This window comes from Acetobacterium sp. UBA5834 (genome assembly GCF_002435675.1).
GTDB lineage: Bacteria > Bacillota > Clostridia > Eubacteriales > Eubacteriaceae > Acetobacterium > Acetobacterium wieringae.
In genome coordinates, this window is sequence record NZ_DJGY01000020.1 from 100815 (window position 1) to 120864 (window position 20050).

The window sequence follows — 20050 nt, forward strand, 5'->3', positions numbered from 1 at the left end:
TCGCATTCACTGATCGACCGCTAAAAACCGTTTAATACGAAATTATTTATCTTCAATTAGCGTCAAGGCTTTAACTATTTCAATAAATTCCTGATGATCATCAATTTCATTAACCGTCTTGTGCTTTTTGATCGCTTCCAGCCGCTTTTGCAGCTGACCTTCGGTAAAATCATTATTCAGACAATTGCGGTGGAAATATATCTCCCCCGGTAGCTTTTCCAGACCGTTCAGATTTGTAATGTTGCCGTGGCCAAAGGGCAGATCAGAAATCAGAATCAGGTCGCTCTTAGCCATAACGGCCAGGTTTTTAACCTGTTTTTCACTGCTGATGGCCGTAAAGGGACTTTCTTCAATCATCGGAATCCCCAGTACATCACAGATAGTCCAATCATCGCTGCCCTGGTTGACCACCCCGGCGGTGAGCTGATGACCCATGGCTTCGAGTTCTTCAAGCACCTGGGAGGCCCTGTTGCCACCGCAGATCACATGAATCCGCAAGCTGCGGTAGTCCTCCGATTCTTTAATCACCCGCAGGGGAATAATTTCCGGTTTTCCAAACAGCTTGTTCTCCTTGATAAACATTTTCATCTCATAGACTTTTTTAAGGTTAGGCTCGGTGATCACATCTTTGGGGATGCCATCGACAATCGCCTTGCCGTCTTTCATTAAAATCAGGCGGTTACAGTAACGGGCCGCCAGATTAATATCATGCAGCACGGCCACCACCGTCATCGATTTTTTCAGATTGAGATCGCGAATCAGCTCCATCACTTCAATCTGGTGGTGGATATCGAGGGCCGAGGTCGGTTCATCCAACAGAATAATGTCCGGTTCCTGGGCAATCGCCCGGGCAATAATCACCCGTTGTTTTTCCCCGCCGCTGAGATTATTGTAGAGCCGTTTTCTAAACGGGAGGGTCTTGGTAGCCCGCATCGCCTCCGTCACAATGTGGTAGTCATTCTGACTTTCCCTGGTCCGATAACTTAAGTAGGGGTTTCGTCCCATCAGAACAATATCCTCAACGGTAAAATCATAGTCGATATCAAAGGACTGGGGTACCACTGCAATCATCTGGGCCCGTTCCCGTTGGCTATAGCTGGTATTGTCCTTTTCTTCCAGGGTGATGACCCCGGATTTCACCGGCAACAGACCAGACAAACATTTGAGCAGAGTCGACTTCCCGGTGCCGTTAGGACCGATCAGGCCGACAAACTCACCCTGGCAGATGGTGGCGTTAAAGCCCTGCAGGATGTCTTTTTCACCATAGCCGGAGACCACATCCTTAAAATCCAGCATGACTTTTGGCATTAATCGTTCCATCTCAGGCACCTCCCTGCTTGCGTTTTCTAAGCAGATAGACAAAGAAAGGCCCGCCAAAGGCGGCGGTGATAATCCCAACGGGAATTTCCTGCCCGGCCACCGTTCGGGCCAGGGTATCGCAAAGAATCAGAAACGCCCCGCCAAAGAGCAATGAGAATGGAATGAGTACCCGGTGTTTGGGCCCGGTTACCAACCGCACAATATGCGGCACCACCAGTCCCACAAAGCCGATGATCCCGGTTACCGAAACCACCGCCGCCGTCAGCAGGGACGAGGTAATCAGAATTTTCTTTTTTAACCGTTCGGTATCGACGCCCAGCTGGGTGGCGGTTTCCTCGCCCAGGAGCATGATATCGAGCTCCCGCACTGAAGTCAGCATGATCACCCCGCCAATCAGCACATAGGGCAGGACTGTTAAAACCTGATCCCAGCCCTTGCCGTTTAAACTGCCCATGATCCAGAACATAATCTGGGTCATTTCTTCCTGATTAAAAATCATCAGTAGATACATAATCGCACTGATGGTTTGACCAATGGCAATCCCGCTGAGCAGCAGCGTCGCCACCGGCACTTTGCGACCAACCCGTGAAATACTGTACACCACCAGAATGGTGGTAAAGGAACCAACAAAGGCTAAAATCGCCGTACCATTCATTCCGAACAAACTGCTGGAAAAATTCATGACAATACCAATCGTCGCCCCCAGCGCCGCCCCGGAGGATACTCCTAAAATATAGGGGTCGGCCATCGGGTTTTTAAAAATGCCCTGGTAGGCGGCGCCACAGATAGCCAGCACTCCACCGGTAATAAAGGCCAAAATAATCCGGGGCAGACGGACATTCCAGATAATCGCAATGGCCCCGTCACTGATATTTTCCATCCCAAGATCGATATGAAAAATCTGATCCAATAGAATTTTATTGGCATCCCAAAAAGAAATCGATGCCACCCCCAATAAGGTACAGACGTAAATGATGATGATGCACATGGCAATGGACAGGATGATGCCATATTTCTTGACGGTATTCTTCATGTATTCTCCCACTAATCATTTTGTCTGTTCACCCCCTGAGTCTCTCTACTTAAGAAAACCAGGGGGCGAACAGCCTTCGCCCCATCAGACAAACTTATTTGGTAAATATTTCCGGATAAATGCTTTCGGCTATTAAGGCCATCCCCTCAATAATTCGGGGACCGGGCCGCTGAATCATATCACTTTCCGGGGTCAGGTATTCAAAGTAGATCAGTTGATCATTAATGATCGCATTGATCTTATCAAAACCAGCGGTGGCTTTAACATCCTCCGGTTTGGTATAAAGCGAAATATAAACATCCGGATTATCAGCAATGATTTCTTCGGTGCTGAGCTGCGGCCATTGTTCTGCTCCATCAGCGGCAATATTGACGGCGTTCAAATCGGTCAGCATCGAATCCAAAGTGGACCCGGGACCAGCGGTATAGAATTTTCCGATATCAAAGAAAACTGACTTTTGGGTTTTGGCAGTCTTCGCCTTTTCGATTAACGCTTCTCGGTCAGCTTGCATTTTTTTAACTATTTCAGTCGCTTTGTCGTTGGCATTGGTGACCTCGCCAGCCTGAACAATATTGGCCAGGACGCCGTCAATATTGGCAGCATTAAAGGTAATTACCTTGGCGCCAGTGGCTTCCAACTGTTGTTTGATATCATCGGAGACAAAATCCGAGGCCACCACAATATCCGGTGCCAACTCAATAATTTTTTCCAGGGTTGGTGCGTTAAAACTACCAATATCGGTCACGGCTAAAGCGGCTTCGGGGTAATCACAGTATTTGGTCCGTCCGACGACCTTGTCCCCCTGATCCAGGGCAAACAGGATTTCGGTTGTTGCCGGAGACAATGAGACGATCTTCTGGGGTTCTTTTTCAATGGTCACTGAATTACCGGCATTATCGGTTACCGTGACCGGGTAAGTAGTCGAGCCGCTTTTTGTTTCGACGCCTGATTCATCCGCTGTCGTTTTGCCTGGCTGACAGCCGGTAAAGGATACCATTAAAGCAATCACAGCAAGAATCACCAACCAATTTCGCATGCTTTTCTTTTTCATTTTCGTCCTTCTTTTTCTTTATTTTTTTGCATTTTTTTGCAAAAATAAATCCAGCTTCCTGTGGAGGCTGGATACTAAACAAACGGTTTAATCCTGTTCTTCCCACCGAAGAATATCAATGATTATGAGTGTCCTGACTTATGCATATTCTTGATTCTCACTTCCCATCCTTAAAGACAGTGGCACAAAAATCTCGTTGGCAATTACAGTAGCGGGGGCTGTAGAGGTCTTCCACCTCTTTCCTCATCACTTCTTTATTTATATTAGTGGCAGTGTATCATAGAATCGGCAACTTTTCAATTGATTATTTTTGCGGTGGTTTTTCATCATTTATGGCCAGACTCTCAAGCACCGCCCGGGCAAAATCAAGCGGTTCCTTTTCCCGCCAGTCTTCATTGGCCAGCACCTCGTAGGAAATGATCGTAATCGTTGGCACGGTCAGAATTTCGGCCATTACCTGATCTAAGGGAATGCTGCCTTCGCCGGGAATCCAGTGGCGGTCAGCCTTAAAATCATTGTCGGACAGGTGCAGGGCCTTAAGCCGGTCTTTATGCTTTTTTAGAATCCGGCCGCAGTTCTGTTCTTCCAGAAAATCGTGGGAGCTGTCATAGCACATCCCAAAGCGGGGGGCATTAATCTGATCGAGCAGATAACAAAGCAGATGCTGGCGGGAAACATTTTCCACCGCCAGATCGACATCGTATTTTTCGGCGGCATCAGCCAGCTCGGAGAAGAAGGCCAGGCCTTTATCGAGATCCGGCTCAAATTCATCGAGATCATTGGTGTGCATCACCATCGCCGGGATTTCAAAAGCCTGGCAATCTTTGAGATAATCTTTGAACATCTGCAGCTTGGGTTTTATCTCCATCCGGGAGGCGGTCCAGATGTCGCTGTAGCCGATAAAGGGGGCATGGATATTGGTGATCCCCAAACCGTTTTTTCGAACCAACTCTGGGAATTCTTCTTTTTTTAAGGCCCAGGGCTCAAACTCATCCTCCCAGGAAATCATCACCTCATCAAAACCGGCATCGGCAATGATTTTGATGCGGTCTTCAAATTTCATAAAATAGCCAAACCAGGAAAACATACTATACTTCATAATGGCCTCGCATTCTCAAATAAATTTAGGTCTTTTGCTGATATTTACCCGTGCTCTTCAAATCGCCACTCTGGTCATCTTTTAAAAACTGCGCTATAATATCTCTAATACTAAAATTGGAGCGTGTTCATGAAAAAATATTACAAAGGCATCTTGATCGGCATTGGCTTTATCGCCTTATCCGCCATTCTTTACTATTCGCATTTTTTGATTTTCAAGGATTCTCATCATATCTTTTTGTATCTGCTGGGCGACATTGCCTTTTTACCGATTGAAGTCTTATTGGTTTCGGTGATTTTTCATAAGGTCATTGAAGATAAGGATAAAAAAGAACGGCTCAAAAAAGTCAACATGGTACTCAGTGTTTTCTTCTCCGAGGCCGGTGTTGAACTGATGCAGTTCTTTTCCCGGGAAGATCAACACCTCCCAGATTTTCGCGAATTTCTGCTGATCAAACCGCAGTGGGATAACCGGGATTATAAAAACGCCCTGAAGAATCTGAAGGGGGTTCGCCATCATCTGAGTTTTTCCGGGCCCTGCCTTACGAATCTCAGCGAATTTTTAACGTCGCACCGGGAGCTTTTTTTAAAACTGCTGGAAAACCCGTTTCTGGTTGAGCATGAAACCTTTACCGACCTGGTTATGTCGCTTTCCCATGCTGAGCAGGAACTGTCCAGCCGCAAAAACCTGCTAACGCTCAATGACAATGATTACCGCCACCTGATGACCGATATTGAACGGGCCTACCAACTGCTGCTGGTGGAATGGCTGCTGTATATGAACCACCAGCGCAAGTCCTATCCGTTTTTGTACTCTTTTTCGATCCGAACCAATCCCTTTGATCCCCAGGCCGAAGTCGAAATTCAATAACCAACGTTCTTCTCAACCTTTAGGGTTATCGCTCAACTACCGTACCGACCAATTGTTAATCTGTTGTTCGCCGCGCCATGCGAAATCCGCTTTGCTCCTTTCGCATTGGTCGCGGGCAGTCGCCAACTACAAGCAAGCTTGTGATTGGCTCGTTGCCTGCGCGCAGAATCGGACAGGCGATGCCATGTCCGCTCCGATGCGTACAACATGATGTAACAATTGTCGGTACTGGGTTATCTTGAGACAACAAATAGCTTTTTGATCTTACTCGCTGATCGTCTCCACCGACTCGATGGTGTATTTCTGTTTGCTGAAAACCAGCTCCATCAGCATCGACAAGTATTTGATGATCACCGCCAGAATCACAAAGACGCCGAAAAAGCCAAAGACAATCACCAGCATCATCGAGGTATAGCCGGACACCACGTCTTCGGTAACATAGCTGACCAGGGTATAGATGCCAATGCCAAAGGTGGCTACCATCATAAAGACCGCTGCCAGCAGGGTCATCTTATAGGCCACATTGGTAAACAGAATCAGCGAATCGGCGGCCATTTCTTTGCGTTGATAGCGGGTTTCCTTATCGTAGCCCTTGGTGCAGGAGCGGTCATTGTCGTACTCGATGGTGTCGATCTTCAGGCCGCAGTTGGCGTAAACCGCCTTACGGTAGGGAATCGTCTTGCTCATCGAATGGACCCGGTTAATCGCCCGGCGCGACAACACCCGGAAGTTTTCGGTTCGCAGGGGATGGGGGCTGCGGGAATACCGGTTAAAGACCGCATAAAAAAGTCGCGAGGTCTTGCGGCCGCATTTTTTCGGGGCGGCATTGACGATATCAAAACCGGTCAGGCTGTGGTAATAGACATCCATCATCAGCTCGGCATCATAATCCATCACCATGTTATCAAATTCAAAGACGAAATCACCGATGGACAGATCAATCCCGGCATTCATGGCCAGCTCAACGCCCTGATAAAAGCTCATGTTGACGACGTTGATGACGGTACCTTTGATGCTTTTGCCAATCTCCCGGATCACTGCCAGGCTGTTGTCATCCGAAGCGTCATTGACGCAGATGATCTGGTAGTTTTCAAAATTGGCACTTAAAACCGCATTGATTTTTTCCAGAAAATCCCGGATTCGCTCTTCATCATTATAAATATAGATCACCGCCGAAACAAAGTTCTTTTCTTTGTCCCGAACGGTCACCTTCTGTTCTTGCTGTCTAGTCATTTTTTAGTACCTCATCCAAATCGTAAACCGTGTTTATTTTTCCCGATAATACCGAGACAAAGGTTGGCTTTTCGCTGACCTTGCGGATCACCGTCGGCCGGGAGTCGTCCACCTCGGAAGCCTTTAAGATCGGCTTCATTGAATAGAGTGAGCCCTCGTAGCTAAAACCGTACTCGGCCTTTAGATATTTCTCAGCCATATTGGACATGTAGGGCCAGGCGGATTGGGGCTTTGCGACGCAATCGTTGCAATTGCCCAGCTGTTCGGGACTGCAATATCCCCAGCTCTTTGTTTGACAGTTAAACTGCGGCAGGCTGTCAAAGGACGAAACATGGGGGGTAAAGGTGACTGAAGTCAGGGAATGATAGCCGCTTTTGCCAAAGGGCATTACCGAAAAAAAAGGCCCGTCCATCACCGTAATGCCGACCTCCTGGAGTTTGTCCTGGGGTTTACAGAGAATGATTTCACAGAGCTCATACTTAATTTTAAAGGGCTCATAACCGGCCAGACTAAGAATCTGATTGGTGGAACCATAGGTGGCGTTAAGCAGGAAGCCCGTTTCTAAAGCGGCACCGCTTTCCAGCGTCAGGACGTAGCTGTCTGGCCCCTTATCAATCTGCTGCAGTCGGACGCCATAGTTGATTTCAACATTTTTCATTCCGGTCAGCGCATCGACAAAAAACTGCCCCAGAATCCCGGCGTCATAGGTATATTCCTTGGTCAGGTAGGCGCCGTCACAAAGGCCCTTTTTAAAATACTTGTCGGGCATTAATTCTTCACAGGGAATCTCGGCGGCCTGACAGAATTGGACAAACTGTTCCCGGTTGGTCCAGCTGAAGCTGTCGCTGGTGGCGTAAACCTGATCAAAGGCACTGTGAATGCAGAAATCATAATCCTTGATAAAACGGTTGAAATAATGGGCTGATTTGATGGCCGTGGCATAAGACCGGGGATAATGATAGCCCATGTGAACCCGGGCCTGGTTGATGTAGGTGGCCCGCTGAAAGGGGGATTTTTCCCATTCCAGCACCAGCACCCGCTCGCCCCGCTCGCCACAGAGCTTGGCGGCATAAAGACCGTAAAGCCCGGCGCCGATAATGATCTTGTCCCATTTGCTTTTGTTTGCGGTCATCTTATTGCTCCAATGCCTTGGGCACAAAAGCATTGATGGCAGCCACTACCGTATCAATCTCAGCGTCGGTCATCCCATAAAAAAGCGGCAGCGATAAAACCTCGTCGGCCAGTTTTTCGGTAATCGGCAGACTGCCCGGGCCGATCTTTAAATACGCATAGGCTTCCGACAGATGGGGTGGGATCGGGTAGTGAATAATACTGCCAATGCCCTGTGTTTCCAGATAATCTTTCAGCTCATCCCGATAGGGCGTGGTCACGACAAACTGATGCCAGACTGTGGTAGCCTGGACCCGCAGCTTTGGCAGCGCAATTACAGGGTTGTTCATTTTGTTAAGATAGGTCATGCAAACCCGGTTGCGGTCGGCATTAAGCGCGTCCAGATAACGAAGCTTAACGTTTAGCAGCCCGGCCTGAAGTTCATCGAGCCGGGAATTGGTGCCGACCACCTTATTATAATAGCGCTTCTCACTGCCGTAAAACCGATACATCCGAAAGGCCTGATCCAGTTCCGGGCTGTTGGTGGTAATCGCCCCACCATCACCAAATGCGCCAAGATTTTTGGATGGATAAAAACTGAAACAGCCGATATCCCCAAAAGAACCGGTCATCTGACCCTGATAGGTGGCGCCATGGCTCTGGGCGCAATCTTCTACCAGATAAAGGTTATGCTTTTTGGCAATCGCCACGATCTTATCCATTTCGCAGCAGGTGCCGTAAAGGTGCACCACCAGAATGGCTTTGGTCTTGTCGGTAATTCTTTCTTCGATTTTGTCCGCATCGATGCTATGAAAGGCGTCCGGCTCGACAAAAACCGGGGTGGCATCGTTAATGGTAATGCCCATGACGCTGGCAATATAGGTATTGGCCTGAACAATGACCTCATCACCGGCGCCAATGCCCAAGACCCGAAACGACAGCCACAGGGCATCTAAACAGTTGCCCAGGCCAACGCAGTAACTGGTGCCGATATAGCTGGCAAAATCTTTTTCAAAGCGGTCCACCTCATCCCCGAGAATGTAGCTGCCGCTTCTTAAGATTTCCAGGGCTTTGTTTTCATATTCTTGCTGATGTTCTTCAAAATGACGTAGTAAATTGTTTGCTGGTACCTTCATCTTAACTCCTTGCTGTCAGCCTTTTGTTCGATCTTCTTTGATAAACTCTGACTTTAAAAATTTGATCTGCTTAAGATAGGATACCACAGTTTTAACAACCTTTACCTTAGTATCGTAATCATCTTTCCAGATTACCGGAATATCATAAACGGCGATGCCCTGGCGCTCAGCCCGCAACAGCAGCTCCACGCAATAAAACCAGCCATTGTCCTGGCTGGAAGCGGCAATTAACTGATCAAAGGTGTCTTTGCGGTAAAAATCAAAACCACAGAGGGCATCGGTAAACTTATTTTTAAACACCACATGCAAGAGGCTATTAAGCCCCCGGGAGGTCAATTCTCTTGATAGCTTGCGGCCCGTCACGGCCGAATTTTTCATCAGCCGCGACCCCTTAATAATTTTTACATCGGGCTGGTTTTCAAAAATATCCTTTACCTGTCTGAGATGTTCGATATCGGTGGACAGGTCAATGTCCATATAGCCGATCACTTCGCAGCTGTTATCTGCCGCACCGGTTCGCAGGGCTACACCGACCCCTTTTTCTGGGGTTTTTAGATATTCGACTTCTTTATACTTTTCACACAAGCGGCGGCTGATGGCTTCGGTGGCATCGGTGGAGCCATTATCGATGATGGTCAGCTGATAATCAAACAGTTTGTTTTTTTTGAGGAATATCAGGGTTTTTAAGATCCCCTTTTCGAGGCGCCGTTCTTCATCGAGAACGGGAAATAATATATTTACTTTCATGCGTCATCCTTTTGCTTTTTATTCTTTCAGCTTGGGAATATTAAGGTCATAAGGCGGATAGACCACCCCTTTTTCGGTGATGATGGCAGTGACGTTCTGGTGGGGGGTGACATCAAAGGCCGGGTTTTCCATATTGACCCCGTCGGGTGCCACCTGAACCCCGCCAATATGGCTGATCTCCCGGCAATCCCGTTGTTCGATGACAATTTCATCCCCGGACTGCATCTCAAAATCAATGGTCGAGGTCGGTGCGGCCACATACATTGGGATGCCATGGGCCTTGGCCAGTACCGACACCGAATAGGTACCGATTTTATTGGCGACATCGCCATTGGCTGCAATCCGATCGGCGCCGACAATGACGCCGTCAATTTTACCCTGCTTCATCATCCAGCCCGCCATGTTGTCGGTGATCAACGTTACCGGAATGCCGTCGGCGTGGAGCTCATAGGCCGTCAGCCGGGCACCCTGTAAAAACGGCCGGGTTTCATCGGCATAGACAGAAATATTCTTGCCCGCTTCATGGGCGGCCCGGATCACGCCCAGGGCGGTGCCGTAATCGGCGGTGGCCAGAGCACCCGCATTGCAGTGGGTCAAGAGGGTATCACCTTCGTGGATCAGTTCGGCGCCATGCTTGCCCATGTCCCGGCACATCTGAATGTCCTCGGCACAGATTGCATCGGCTTCCTGTTTTAAAATCGTCACCAGCTCGGCCGGTTCTTTATCGGCATTGGCCGCCATCACATCTTCCATCCGCTTAATCGCCCAGAATAAATTCACGGCGGTGGGACGGGTAGACGCCAGTAATTCGCAAACTTCTTTCATTTTAACATAAAAAACATCTTTTGGCTCGTTTTGATATTCCAACGCACCAAAATAAACACCGTAGCCAGCGGTTACCCCGATGGCCGGTGCGCCCCGGACAATCATATCGACAATCGCTTTGGCAATTTCCCGATAATCGGTATAGGAATTAACAATGAACTCCGTGGGAAGCTTGGTCTGATCAATCAGCCTTAGCTTCCCCTCTTCAAAATAAACAGGTTTCAAGCCTACACCTCTAATTTATCGATGAGCTTAAAGATCAGCGCTTTTACTTTTTCGGCATTTTCGTTTAAAACCCGGATCACATCCTCGTTGGTGACTGGCTTAATGTCCGGATGGCCTTCGAGCCCGGCATCGTAATCGGTGGTCAGGGCAATGTTCACCACCGGGATTTCCTGTTCCAGACAGAGATAGCCTTCAGGATACTGGGTCATATTAACCACATCGGCACCCAGCATCGCAAACATCCGGCTTTCAGCCACGGTTGAGAAACGAGGCCCGTTAATAACGATCACTGTCCCGCCAAAATGCGCCGTAATTCCGCATTCTTTAGCCGCTTCCATCGCCAGCACCCGCAGGTTTTTATCGTAGGGATGGGCCGAACTGAGATGATTGACCTTCGGTTTTTCAAAAAAGGTATCTTTTCGGCCAGAGGTCATATTGATAAACTGATCGGTGATCACAAAATCGCCGGGTTTGATATCAAACTTAAGACTGCCCACACAGCAGGGCGAGATAATCGCTTTGACCCCCAGGGTTTTTAAGGCATAAATATTGGCCCGGTAATTAATCTCTGACGGGTTAAGGGTATGTTCTTTGCCGTGCCGGGGCAAAAAGGCCACGGTTTTTTCGCCTACTTTGACCAGGCTGATATCGTCCGATGGCTTGCCATAAGGGGTGTCCACTTCAATTTTTTTCACATCACTACTGAGCTCATAAAGACCGGAACCGCCAATAACACCAATGTCTGCTGAATAATACATCATTTCTCTCCTTCAAATTGTTTTTATTTAGGTGATATAAAATTACTACCGTGAGCTTTACGATCAGTTTCGCACGAAACAATTTTTACACTGTACGGCGGACAGTTCGATGAACTGTTCGCCTACACGTTACAAAATTGTTTGTGGAAACTGATCGCAAAGCAATGATTGTTCGATGTTTTTGATTTTCTCTCAAATGTCGAGTTGATTTTAGGCATTTGAGAAAGCGCCGTAATACAAATTAGATTGTGCCCGAGATGACAAAGGCCATCCCAAACACAATCTCGATCGTTACTACTATTCTATTCGGGAATTACCAGGGTTGCCAGGGTTGACTTGGTGACAATGGTTTCTTCCTCGTCATCAAGGCTGGCTTTAAAACCCAACCACTGATAGTTGCTGTCGTCCTCTTCTTCTGCGACCGTCTCTTCACTCACTTCCGAAAACGCTTCTTCAACTGCATCACAGCTGACTGCTGGTTCGGTCACTGCTTCTTCAGCTGCCGCTTCTTCGACCTGGGGTGCAGCCAGATCCGGAAACACTTCCCCTGCTGGCTCAGTCGCTTCATTTTCCGCCGGTATTTCTTCGCCGTCGAGAATCAGCTCGGTCATTTTTGGGATTGGACGTTTGACGATTTCATCATCATCAAGGTTAGCCTTAAAGCCCAGCCATTGATACTTGCTGTCGTCTTCTTCCTCAATCACCACTTCGGTAGCTTCCGGTTCCGGTTCGGCCGTTAAGGTAACCACTTCCACCAGCACGTCTTCAGTCTTAACTTCCGGGGCCGTGTCTTCTTCGTAGATTTTTTGTGCTTCCACTTCTTGTGCTGTCATTTCCGGAATCACATCTTCTTCGCCCTGAATGGTAACGGTATAACCCTTTTTCATGACTTCATCTTCAGGGTTCTTATCGGCTTTATAGCCGACCCAGCTTTTCTGGGGCCGATAAGCTGGAATTTCATCATCGATAATCCTGGCTCTGGCGGCAACCGCCGCTCTGCCACCATGGATGGTCTCCTCCGGTTTGATGACTTCCGAAACCTGGAACTCATCCACCGGCGCCCGGTGTTTGTCCCGTTCCCAGCTCTTCTTTTTATCGGGAAAGTATTTTTTGAGGATTTCTTTGGGAATTTCTTCATTGCAGAGGATTGCCGACACCGAGGTCAGCACCTCCGGCAAGCGGTAGGTATCGCCCCACTTGATTGTCATGCCGACCTCATATTTAAGCAGATCGGCCACATTAAAGCCAAGCGACTCCAATGAAAAGCGCATCATGCCGGGATGACGGCATGGTTCATTGGTTTTTCTGGCACAGGCCAGCCCCTGGGTTTCACAGATCGGGCAATTGCCGGGAATCAGACCGATCACCCCATCGACTTCGTTTTCAATTTCCAGTAGGGTTTTCCAAGTCATCACCTTGATCGCCTGGAGTTTGTCGGTACAGTAGTCTTTAACCGCCTGAGGATCACGGATATTTCTTAAATCTTCCCGGGAGACCTCAAACTGTCTGCCGATGATGTGCATGTATTTAAACTGTTTTAGAAAGATTGCTTCATCAAATGCGTAAGTTGGGCAGGACCAGTATTTGGAAAAATTTGGACATGCCTTGCAAAAGCCCAGCGTCTTGTCCCGGTCGAAATACTCATCCATTAAGTACTCCACTCTTTTTGCTCCCAGGCTAAGTTTATTTTTTAATTCCATTCGTTTACATCCCTTCTCAATCAATCCGCAGATCAATCGACCAATTATCTATCGTTTCATTTAATTAATTTTTAAGATAAGTTCCCGAACCAAAGATAAAATTCACCTATTTTAGGTTCTTGCCCTATTCTACATCGATTTCGCCATTTCATCAATTAAACTTTTTGTCCTATTCGGGTATTTTTCCTCGATTCGTAAAAATGACAAAATATTACCTGTTTATTTTGAATTTTTAAGTTTATAATTAAAGGAGTAATTTTTTGAAGGGAGATTAATGAATGGAATATTCTCACGAAATTAAAAGAATGTGTACCGTTGGTAATAACGCAAACCACGGTTGTGCCCCAATCCCAGAGGAGGGAAAATGGGTTCAGGCAAAAGAAGTCACCGACATCTCCGGTTTGACACACGGTATTGGCTGGTGTGCTCCACAACAAGGCGCCTGTAAATTAACCCTTAATGTAAAGGATGGCATCATCGAGGAATGTCTGATTGAAACCATCGGTTGTTCGGGAATGACTCATTCAGCTTCGATGGCCTCTGAAATTATGCCAGGAAAAACAATCTTAGAAGCACTTAACACGGATTTAGTTTGTGACGCAATTAACACCGCCATGCGGGAATTGTTTTTACAAATCGTATATGGTCGTACCCAAACGGCATTCTCTGAGGGCGGCCTGCCGGTTGGCGCCGGACTTGAAGATTTGGGCAAAGGTTTGCGAAGCCAGGTTGGTACCACCTATGGTACCCTTGCCAAAGGTCCCCGCTACCTGGAAATTGCCGAAGGTTATATCCAGCAATTGGCCTTAAACAAAAACGATGAAATCGTTGGTTACTCCTTCGTTCATCTTGGAAAAATGATGGAAAGTATCAATAACGGCGTTGAGCCAGCCGTCGCTTTGGAAAAAGCCTCTGGCAAGTACGGACAATTCGACGATGCGGTCAAATACATCGATCCAAGAAAAGAATAGGAGGAAATCACATGGCATTATTTGAAAGTTATGAAAGAAGAATCGCTAAAATTGAAGAAGTTTTAGCTGCCAATGGCATTGCCTCTTTAGAAGAAGCAAAAGCGATTTGTGATGAAAAAGGCATTGATGTGGCTGGCATTGTTAAAGGCATTCAGCCCATCTGTTTTGAAAACGCCTGCTGGGCGTACACCCTGGGTGCGGCTCTGGCCATTAAACGGGGCATTACCAATGCGGCAGACGCCTCTGAAGTCATCGGTGAAGGCTTACAGGCTTTCTGTATTCCCGGTTCGGTGGCCGAACAACGGAAGGTTGGTTTAGGTCATGGTAACTTAGGCGCCATGCTCTTAAGAGAAGACACCGAATGTTTTGCCTTCCTGGCCGGCCATGAATCCTTTGCGGCGGCTGAAGGTGCCATCGGCATCGCCCGCTCAGCCAACAAGGTGCGGGTCAAACCGCTGCGGGTTATCTTAAACGGTTTAGGAAAAGACGCCGCCCTGATTATTTCTCGGGTCAACGGCTTTACCTATGTTAAAACCGACTATGATTTTGCCACCGGCGAGCTGAACATTGTTTCAAAAACACCTTATTCCGATGGCGAACGCGCTGCCGTTAACTGTTACGGATCGAATGATGTTCAAGAAGGCGTTGCCATCATGCATCACGAAGGGGTTCATGTTTCCATCACCGGAAACTCCACCAACCCAACCCGTTTCCAACATCCGGTTGCCGGTACCTATAAAAAAGAAGCCCTGGAACAAGGCAAAAAATATTTCTCCGTGGCCTCCGGCGGCGGTACCGGCCGAACCCTGCACCCCGACAACATGGCCGCTGGTCCAGCTTCCTACGGGATGACCGACACCATGGGCCGGATGCATTCTGATGCTCAATTCGCCGGTTCGTCTTCGGTTCCTGCCCATGTTGAAATGATGGGACTGATCGGAATGGGGAATAATCCAATGGTTGGCGCGACGGTTTCGGTTGCGGTAGCGATTGAGGAAGCGAGCAAGTAGGCTAAACAGCCATCTTTCCCATTAAAACCCCATTTCAGTTAAGATAGATTTACACCGTTTTTGCTTACAATACTCAAACAATACTCGTGTAATACTCACTAACAATACTCTTTTTTTATAAAACGAACCCAAGCTTAAAACTTGGGTTCGTTTTTCATTTTTTATCGTGAGTGGTCACCCCGATTAAGAGTCGGGTTAAAATAGAGGTATAACTGTACCTTAAATTTATATCGCCATTTCGTCGCCATTTTTATATTTTTAAATATAGTGATCCCGATCGAAATATCTAACCAAATTTCCTTTTTTCTTACTATTTCTAGTTTATATGTCAATATCGTTTTGAAACTTCCCAAAATAAACGGTAAAAATTACCCATTAGCATCGTTCGATTCGTTTTCATATAGGCTGACATCATAGAAGCCAGCCTTTTTCTTTTCCCTAATCCGATAGCTGTCACCTTTGATATTGATCGTTGTGGAATGATGCAGCAGCCGATCCAGGATCGCTGTTGCAACGACATTATTTCCGAACACATCACCCCAACTACCGTAGGACTTGTTGGAAGTCAGAATGATTGAGCCTTTTTCATAGCGATTGGAAACAATCTGAAAAAAGTAATGGGCCACTTCATCATCCATGGCCGCATAACCAACCTCATCAATAATCAGGATATTGGGTTTATTCAGTGTTTTAAGTTTGCGATGAATGCGCCCGGAAACAATATTTTCCTGAATCATTGAAATCAGTTCATGAGCACTGAGAAAATAAGCGGTATAGCCACTTTTGATCGCATATACCGCCAACCCAACGGCCAGATGGGTTTTGCCAACGCCGGGCGGGCCCAAGAACACCACATTTTCGGAACGTTCCACAAAGGCGAGCGTTTTCAGTTCGTTTATCTTACGCTGGTTGGCACTGGGCTGGAAATCAAAATCAAAGGAATCAATGGCCTTGATATAAGGAAATTTTGCAAGTTTCAAGTTCGTCGTAGTTGTCCGTTCTCTTTTTGCATCAATTTCTGCCCAAAGCAGCTTGTCCAGGAACTCCAAATAGGATATACTATCCTTGGAAGCTTCTTCCGCATGGTGGTCATAAACGGCAGCCATATGCGTGAGATTCAGACGATCAAAAGCTTCCTTCAGGTGATGGGTTACCATGTAACCACCTCACTGACTAAAGAATCATAGACTGCGAGCGGTCTTTGATGCACTTTGGGCGATTGGTCTGGAATCATAAGCGGTGCTTTGCGGGCTTTGGCTTTATGATTTTGACTGTTCAATCCTTCAAAGTGCTTTTTCATTTTTTGAACCTGGTGTTTTTGGGCCGGTTTCCGGTAACCTTCGATGAAAGTACCGGTTTCATCATAGATTTCAATCGTTCCGTTTCTCAGATCCTGCACACCGACACGGTGACCAACAAAGCGGAAGGGAACGGAATAATAATTGGTCTGATAACTGATCATGCAATCATTCGTGACCTTCCGGCTGACCAGATCCACAGCAAGAAACGGCTCAGTGTTCATCGGCTTCAGTTGCTCTTCCTTCAGGATTTCATGGGGTATTTTATGAATCGTCTGATGTAGCCGGGTGTTGCATTTTGTATCAAGCCAGAGCCGGGCCTGCTCATTGAGTTCGGCCAGATCTGAAAAGCTTTTGACTCTCGGCCAGAAATTGCCGCGTACATATTGGACTCCGCGTTCCACCTTGCCCTTGGAACGGGGCAGATAAGGCCGATGTCGAACCGGAATAAAATGGTGATGCTCGGCAAATCGCAAAAACCGCTGATTCCATTTATCGTCGCCGGTTTTGTGACTGTGGGCAACGACCGTTTTCATGTTGTCATACAGAATACTTTCAGTTACACCGCCCAAATAGGCAAATGCCCGTTCATGGCAGCCGATTAATGTGTCAAATTTTGAATTCTCGGTGAATTCAAGATAATAATTTCTGGAATGCCCCAAAACCATGATGAAGGCATACAATTTTTTGAGCTTTCCATCGGGCATCGTGACAACGAATTCTCCCCAGTCAACCTGGGCCTGTTTGCCAGGGGGCGTTTCATAGCGGATTGATGCTTTGGCTAAGGCTTTTTCGCGATATGGTTTCATGAATTCCCGAAGAATCGTCATTCTTCCCTGGTACCCGTCGGCTGCAATTTCATCGAAAATCACAGCGGCATTGACACAGCCTTCATTCATTCGTTCCAGAATATAATCTTTAAACGGATCAAGCTTTCCTTGTCGAAACTGACGTCTCCGATATGCTGGCGGTTCGTTGCGTTTAAGCCAATTGCTGACCGTTTTTCGATCAACACCCATTTCTCTGGAAATCTGCATGATTGACATTCCCTTATTTTTTAAACCTTTGATCATGTAATATTCCTCCATTGTTATCATTCGGTTGTCCTCCTTATATTTAGAAGAAACATACCGTGTTTTTGGGGAATTTTCAACCGTTTATTATGGGTATTTTAACACCGATTTTGACATATAACAATTTTAATTATGGTTCATACCATATTTTTTCGACTCAAACACACCTTTCCAATAATTTTCACGATCAATGATAGTTTCAACTTTTGTCTTTGTGTCGAATATTTCAAGGATACTATATTTGAAATTATCAGCAATATAATTATCACCTTTATCTTTTAATATATTTATGAACTCTTTGTTTCCACCTGTAAGATTTTTAGGATCAGCATAACCTGACCATCGTTGCCAAATTCCATCAGAATTTCCTGATGCTGATCCTATATATAGTTTTCCATTGCTTGTGTCAGTAACTACATAAATTCCCTTAACGTTCGAAAGTGCTTGTTGCCAGCTAGGTTCTTCACTTTTTACAATCAATTGCATGTCTTTATGGTTCAAACTAACATTTTGATATCCAGGGAAATGACCTAATTTGGAGCCTGGAGCTAATTCATAAATCTCTGGATTCAACTGTTCTTGAAGTGATTCATATTTCCTGTTATATAAGTTTCGGCCAATAGGCTTATCAATTTTAATAATTAATCGTTTAATATATTCCTGAAAGTCATCCAATAAGAATAATTTATAACCTATGCCGTCTAAAATTTCTGGCACAATTCTTTCAACTTTATATATTCCACCAAAAACAAAATATTCAGGTCCATATGGATAATACTGTGCAAGAGCAATTAAATAATCTGCATGATTTAGGTTGTGGTTTGGATGAGTTGATCTCCATCCATTTAAAGTAGACCAAAGAGGGTCATCTTCAAGCAATAAGTCCCAGGCCGTTATACTTGAATCACCGGTTTTCATATTGAATTTAACTTTGGTTCTTTCTGGATATGGAACCTTTATAAAATCTTCAAACTTAATCATCTTCGTACCCCTTTTTGTTTTTACAATTCGATTTATTATAATCCAAAAAATAAAAAAACACTACCCCGAAGGGCAATGTCATTAGGTTAACGGCATTAGATGCGTCACAGTTTATTATGAGACATGGGGAGTCATCGGGGTCGTTTTGGATTACTTGTTCTTTTTTCAAATGATAAACCTGCCACCTAAAAGTCGTTTCTTTTAAATCCGGCTCTTCTTCTGAATAGAATTGGTAAAGTTGATTACTTGCAAACGGTTTATCCCCGAATTCTTTAATCAATTTCGCAGTTCTTAATTTATCACTCACTTTATCTCATCTCCGATTTTTCTTTTCCAACAAACGGAGCCTTTTTTGTTTAGGCCCCGTTTGTTGGGTTTGCTTTATTACTGATTTTGCAAGAAAATTATAATGACGATACCTCTGGAGCTATTGCATTTGCAGAAGACATGAGGACGCTTCGTCATATCCACGATGCATGAATGAGCCATTTTTTCATTCTGTCAAATTTATGATAAACCGACGCTTATTCCATCAAAGTAAGCTGGTCCTCTATCAAACCTTTTGAAATACCCATTGCATTTAAAAATTTTCAAAACAGCCGTGTCGAATGGTTCTTTCCGCAAATTTCCCCTACCAGCAAGGCTTCTGCTATATCCGTTTATTTATAGTGAAAACGACATTGCACAACTTCAATTTGACCGCCTTTTATCCGGTATACAATTCGATTGGTGTCATCAATTCGGCGACTCCAAAAACCTGAAATTCATGCCATAATGGTTCTGGTTTCCCAATTCCTTCATAACCATTCCGGTCAATATCCTGCAACAGTACATTGATTCGCTTTAATGTCTTTTTATCCTGGCTTTGCCAATATAGGTAATCTTCCCAGGCCTCATCCGTCCAGACCTTATTCATCGTCAGCCTCAATTAGCTCATGAATGGTTCCCTTGCCAGCCTCAAGACTTTTGATGGATTTTCTTAATCTTTCCACGTTTGCTTCACTATAGAAAAAATCATCATTGATCGTCAAATCAAAGGGAATTCCATGCTTACGAACCACCGCTCTTGCAAAAACATTGATCGCTGCTGTCATATTTAAGCCCAGTTCTGTACAAATCATATCAAAGTTTTTTTTCAATTCTTCATCCATTCGAATGTTGAGATTTGTTTGTGCCATAATTTGTCACCCCTTATCTAATATTTAAAGATATTATACCCCATTTTATTGACTTTGTCCTTAAATATAATTACAACATACATCTTATTCACCCATTATTCTAATCAAAGGCACCACTTTTATCCATTTGCATGTCTAGGAACGTTACGGGTCCTGTTAAAAAGGCTTTTTTACTGAACTCAAAAAATTAGCAGAATTCGGAGACATTTCGTTCGTCATATCCGTTCCACACTAAGGGGCTGTAAAAATAATCATCTGCTTTAAAAAAAATCGTAGTCATTGAACATACTCTAGGCAAGCAATCGAAACCTGCCAGTTTAATTATTTTAATCCAGTTCTTCAATAAAAGCCGATCGTTCCGCATGAACCCCAAAAAGACTACGGCCATTCAGACGCTTTAGCATTAAATCCTAGATTCCCGGAATTTATAAC

Annotated in this window: 19 protein-coding genes, 1 pseudogene and 1 riboswitch; of the genes and pseudogenes, 3 read left to right on the plus strand and 17 right to left on the minus strand. The window is 45.7% G+C overall.

Translation table 11 applies throughout. The annotated features are described in order from the left end of the window. Window positions 1-42: 42 nt before the first annotated feature. The 4 genes from B3F51_RS04755 to B3F51_RS04770 all read right to left on the minus strand — a co-directional run bounded on the left by B3F51_RS04755 (window position 43) and on the right by B3F51_RS04770 (window position 4503). Window positions 43-1320, minus strand: a complete 1278-nt coding sequence (locus B3F51_RS04755) for a heme ABC transporter ATP-binding protein (RefSeq protein WP_286945739.1) — start codon at window positions 1318-1320, stop codon at window positions 43-45. 1 nt (window position 1321) lies between these two features. Further along, entirely contained in the window at window positions 1322-2353 is a 1032-nt protein-coding gene (locus B3F51_RS04760; RefSeq protein WP_286945741.1) for a FecCD family ABC transporter permease, read from the minus strand. A gap of 94 nt (window positions 2354-2447) precedes the next feature. After that, window positions 2448-3404, minus strand: coding sequence for an ABC transporter substrate-binding protein (locus B3F51_RS04765; RefSeq protein WP_228879300.1), 957 nt, complete (start codon window positions 3402-3404; stop codon window positions 2448-2450). A gap of 106 nt (window positions 3405-3510) precedes the next feature. Further along, window positions 3511-3703, minus strand: a riboswitch (cobalamin riboswitch). 5 nt (window positions 3704-3708) lie between these two features. Then, window positions 3709-4503 (minus strand): sugar phosphate isomerase/epimerase family protein, encoded by a 795-nt coding sequence (locus tag B3F51_RS04770; RefSeq protein WP_286945743.1) that lies wholly within the window; start codon window positions 4501-4503, stop codon window positions 3709-3711. A gap of 129 nt (window positions 4504-4632) precedes the next feature. On the opposite strand from B3F51_RS04770, the gene B3F51_RS04775 reads away from it, so the two are divergent. Continuing rightward, entirely contained in the window at window positions 4633-5373 is a 741-nt protein-coding gene (locus B3F51_RS04775) for a hypothetical protein (protein WP_070369576.1), read from the plus strand. Between the two features lie 264 nt (window positions 5374-5637). Here B3F51_RS04775 and B3F51_RS04780 read toward each other — a convergent pair whose 3' ends face one another. The 7 genes from B3F51_RS04780 to B3F51_RS04810 form a co-directional block, all read right to left on the minus strand. Then, the gene (locus B3F51_RS04780) at window positions 5638-6606 is read right to left on the minus strand and encodes a glycosyltransferase (RefSeq protein WP_070369577.1); all 969 of its coding nucleotides are present in this window, start codon (window positions 6604-6606) and stop codon (window positions 5638-5640) included. Continuing rightward, window positions 6599-7738: an NAD(P)/FAD-dependent oxidoreductase gene (locus tag B3F51_RS04785; RefSeq protein WP_228878898.1), complete on the minus strand. Its 1140-nt coding sequence runs from the start codon at window positions 7736-7738 to the stop codon at window positions 6599-6601. Before B3F51_RS04785 ends, B3F51_RS04780 begins: the two co-directional genes overlap by 8 nt. A gap of 1 nt (window position 7739) precedes the next feature. Continuing rightward, on the minus strand, window positions 7740-8852 hold the full coding sequence (locus B3F51_RS04790; protein WP_070369579.1) for a DegT/DnrJ/EryC1/StrS family aminotransferase: 1113 nt from the start codon (window positions 8850-8852) through the stop codon (window positions 7740-7742). 15 nt (window positions 8853-8867) lie between these two features. Then, window positions 8868-9599: a glycosyltransferase gene (locus tag B3F51_RS04795; RefSeq protein WP_070369580.1), complete on the minus strand. Its 732-nt coding sequence runs from the start codon at window positions 9597-9599 to the stop codon at window positions 8868-8870. Between the two features lie 18 nt (window positions 9600-9617). Further along, entirely contained in the window at window positions 9618-10649 is a 1032-nt protein-coding gene (gene mtnA / locus B3F51_RS04800; RefSeq protein ID WP_286945747.1) for an S-methyl-5-thioribose-1-phosphate isomerase, read from the minus strand. A 2-nt stretch (window positions 10650-10651) separates the two neighbouring features. Continuing rightward, complete coding sequence (locus B3F51_RS04805; RefSeq protein WP_070369582.1) at window positions 10652-11407, minus strand: MTAP family purine nucleoside phosphorylase; 756 nt, start codon at window positions 11405-11407, stop codon at window positions 10652-10654. 302 nt (window positions 11408-11709) lie between these two features. Next, window positions 11710-13107 (minus strand): DUF2284 domain-containing protein, encoded by a 1398-nt coding sequence (locus B3F51_RS04810; protein WP_286945751.1) that lies wholly within the window; start codon window positions 13105-13107, stop codon window positions 11710-11712. A 278-nt stretch (window positions 13108-13385) separates the two neighbouring features. On the opposite strand from B3F51_RS04810, the gene B3F51_RS04815 reads away from it, so the two are divergent. Both B3F51_RS04815 and B3F51_RS04820 read left to right on the plus strand, forming a co-directional pair. Further along, window positions 13386-14078, plus strand: a complete 693-nt coding sequence (locus B3F51_RS04815) for an iron-sulfur cluster assembly scaffold protein (protein ID WP_286945754.1) — start codon at window positions 13386-13388, stop codon at window positions 14076-14078. An 11-nt stretch (window positions 14079-14089) separates the two neighbouring features. After that, the gene (locus B3F51_RS04820; RefSeq protein ID WP_286945756.1) at window positions 14090-15088 is read left to right on the plus strand and encodes a GGGtGRT protein; all 999 of its coding nucleotides are present in this window, start codon (window positions 14090-14092) and stop codon (window positions 15086-15088) included. Between the two features lie 368 nt (window positions 15089-15456). On the opposite strand, the gene istB is transcribed toward B3F51_RS04820, so the two are convergent. The 6 genes and pseudogenes from istB to B3F51_RS04850 form a co-directional block, all read right to left on the minus strand. Further along, window positions 15457-16245 (minus strand): IS21-like element helper ATPase IstB, encoded by a 789-nt coding sequence (gene istB / locus B3F51_RS04825; protein ID WP_286945758.1) that lies wholly within the window; start codon window positions 16243-16245, stop codon window positions 15457-15459. After that, window positions 16239-17483: an IS21 family transposase gene (istA, locus tag B3F51_RS04830; RefSeq protein WP_286945760.1), complete on the minus strand. Its 1245-nt coding sequence runs from the start codon at window positions 17481-17483 to the stop codon at window positions 16239-16241. Before istA ends, istB begins: the two co-directional genes overlap by 7 nt. 102 nt (window positions 17484-17585) lie before the next feature. Beyond that, on the minus strand, window positions 17586-18440 hold the full coding sequence (locus B3F51_RS04835) for a GIY-YIG nuclease family protein (protein ID WP_070369586.1): 855 nt from the start codon (window positions 18438-18440) through the stop codon (window positions 17586-17588). Next, window positions 18433-18747 carry a hypothetical protein gene (locus B3F51_RS04840; protein WP_070369587.1) on the minus strand — a complete coding sequence of 105 codons (315 nt, stop codon included), beginning with the start codon at window positions 18745-18747 and terminating at the stop codon, window positions 18433-18435. The genes B3F51_RS04835 and B3F51_RS04840 overlap by 8 nt, the downstream gene beginning before the upstream one ends. Before the next feature lie 352 nt (window positions 18748-19099). Further along, window positions 19100-19356, minus strand: a pseudogene (locus B3F51_RS04845) (Txe/YoeB family addiction module toxin). Further along, entirely contained in the window at window positions 19349-19618 is a 270-nt protein-coding gene (locus tag B3F51_RS04850) for a type II toxin-antitoxin system RelB/DinJ family antitoxin (protein WP_070369589.1), read from the minus strand. The pseudogene B3F51_RS04845 and the gene B3F51_RS04850 overlap by 8 nt, the downstream one beginning before the upstream one ends. Window positions 19619-20050 lie beyond the last annotated feature (432 nt).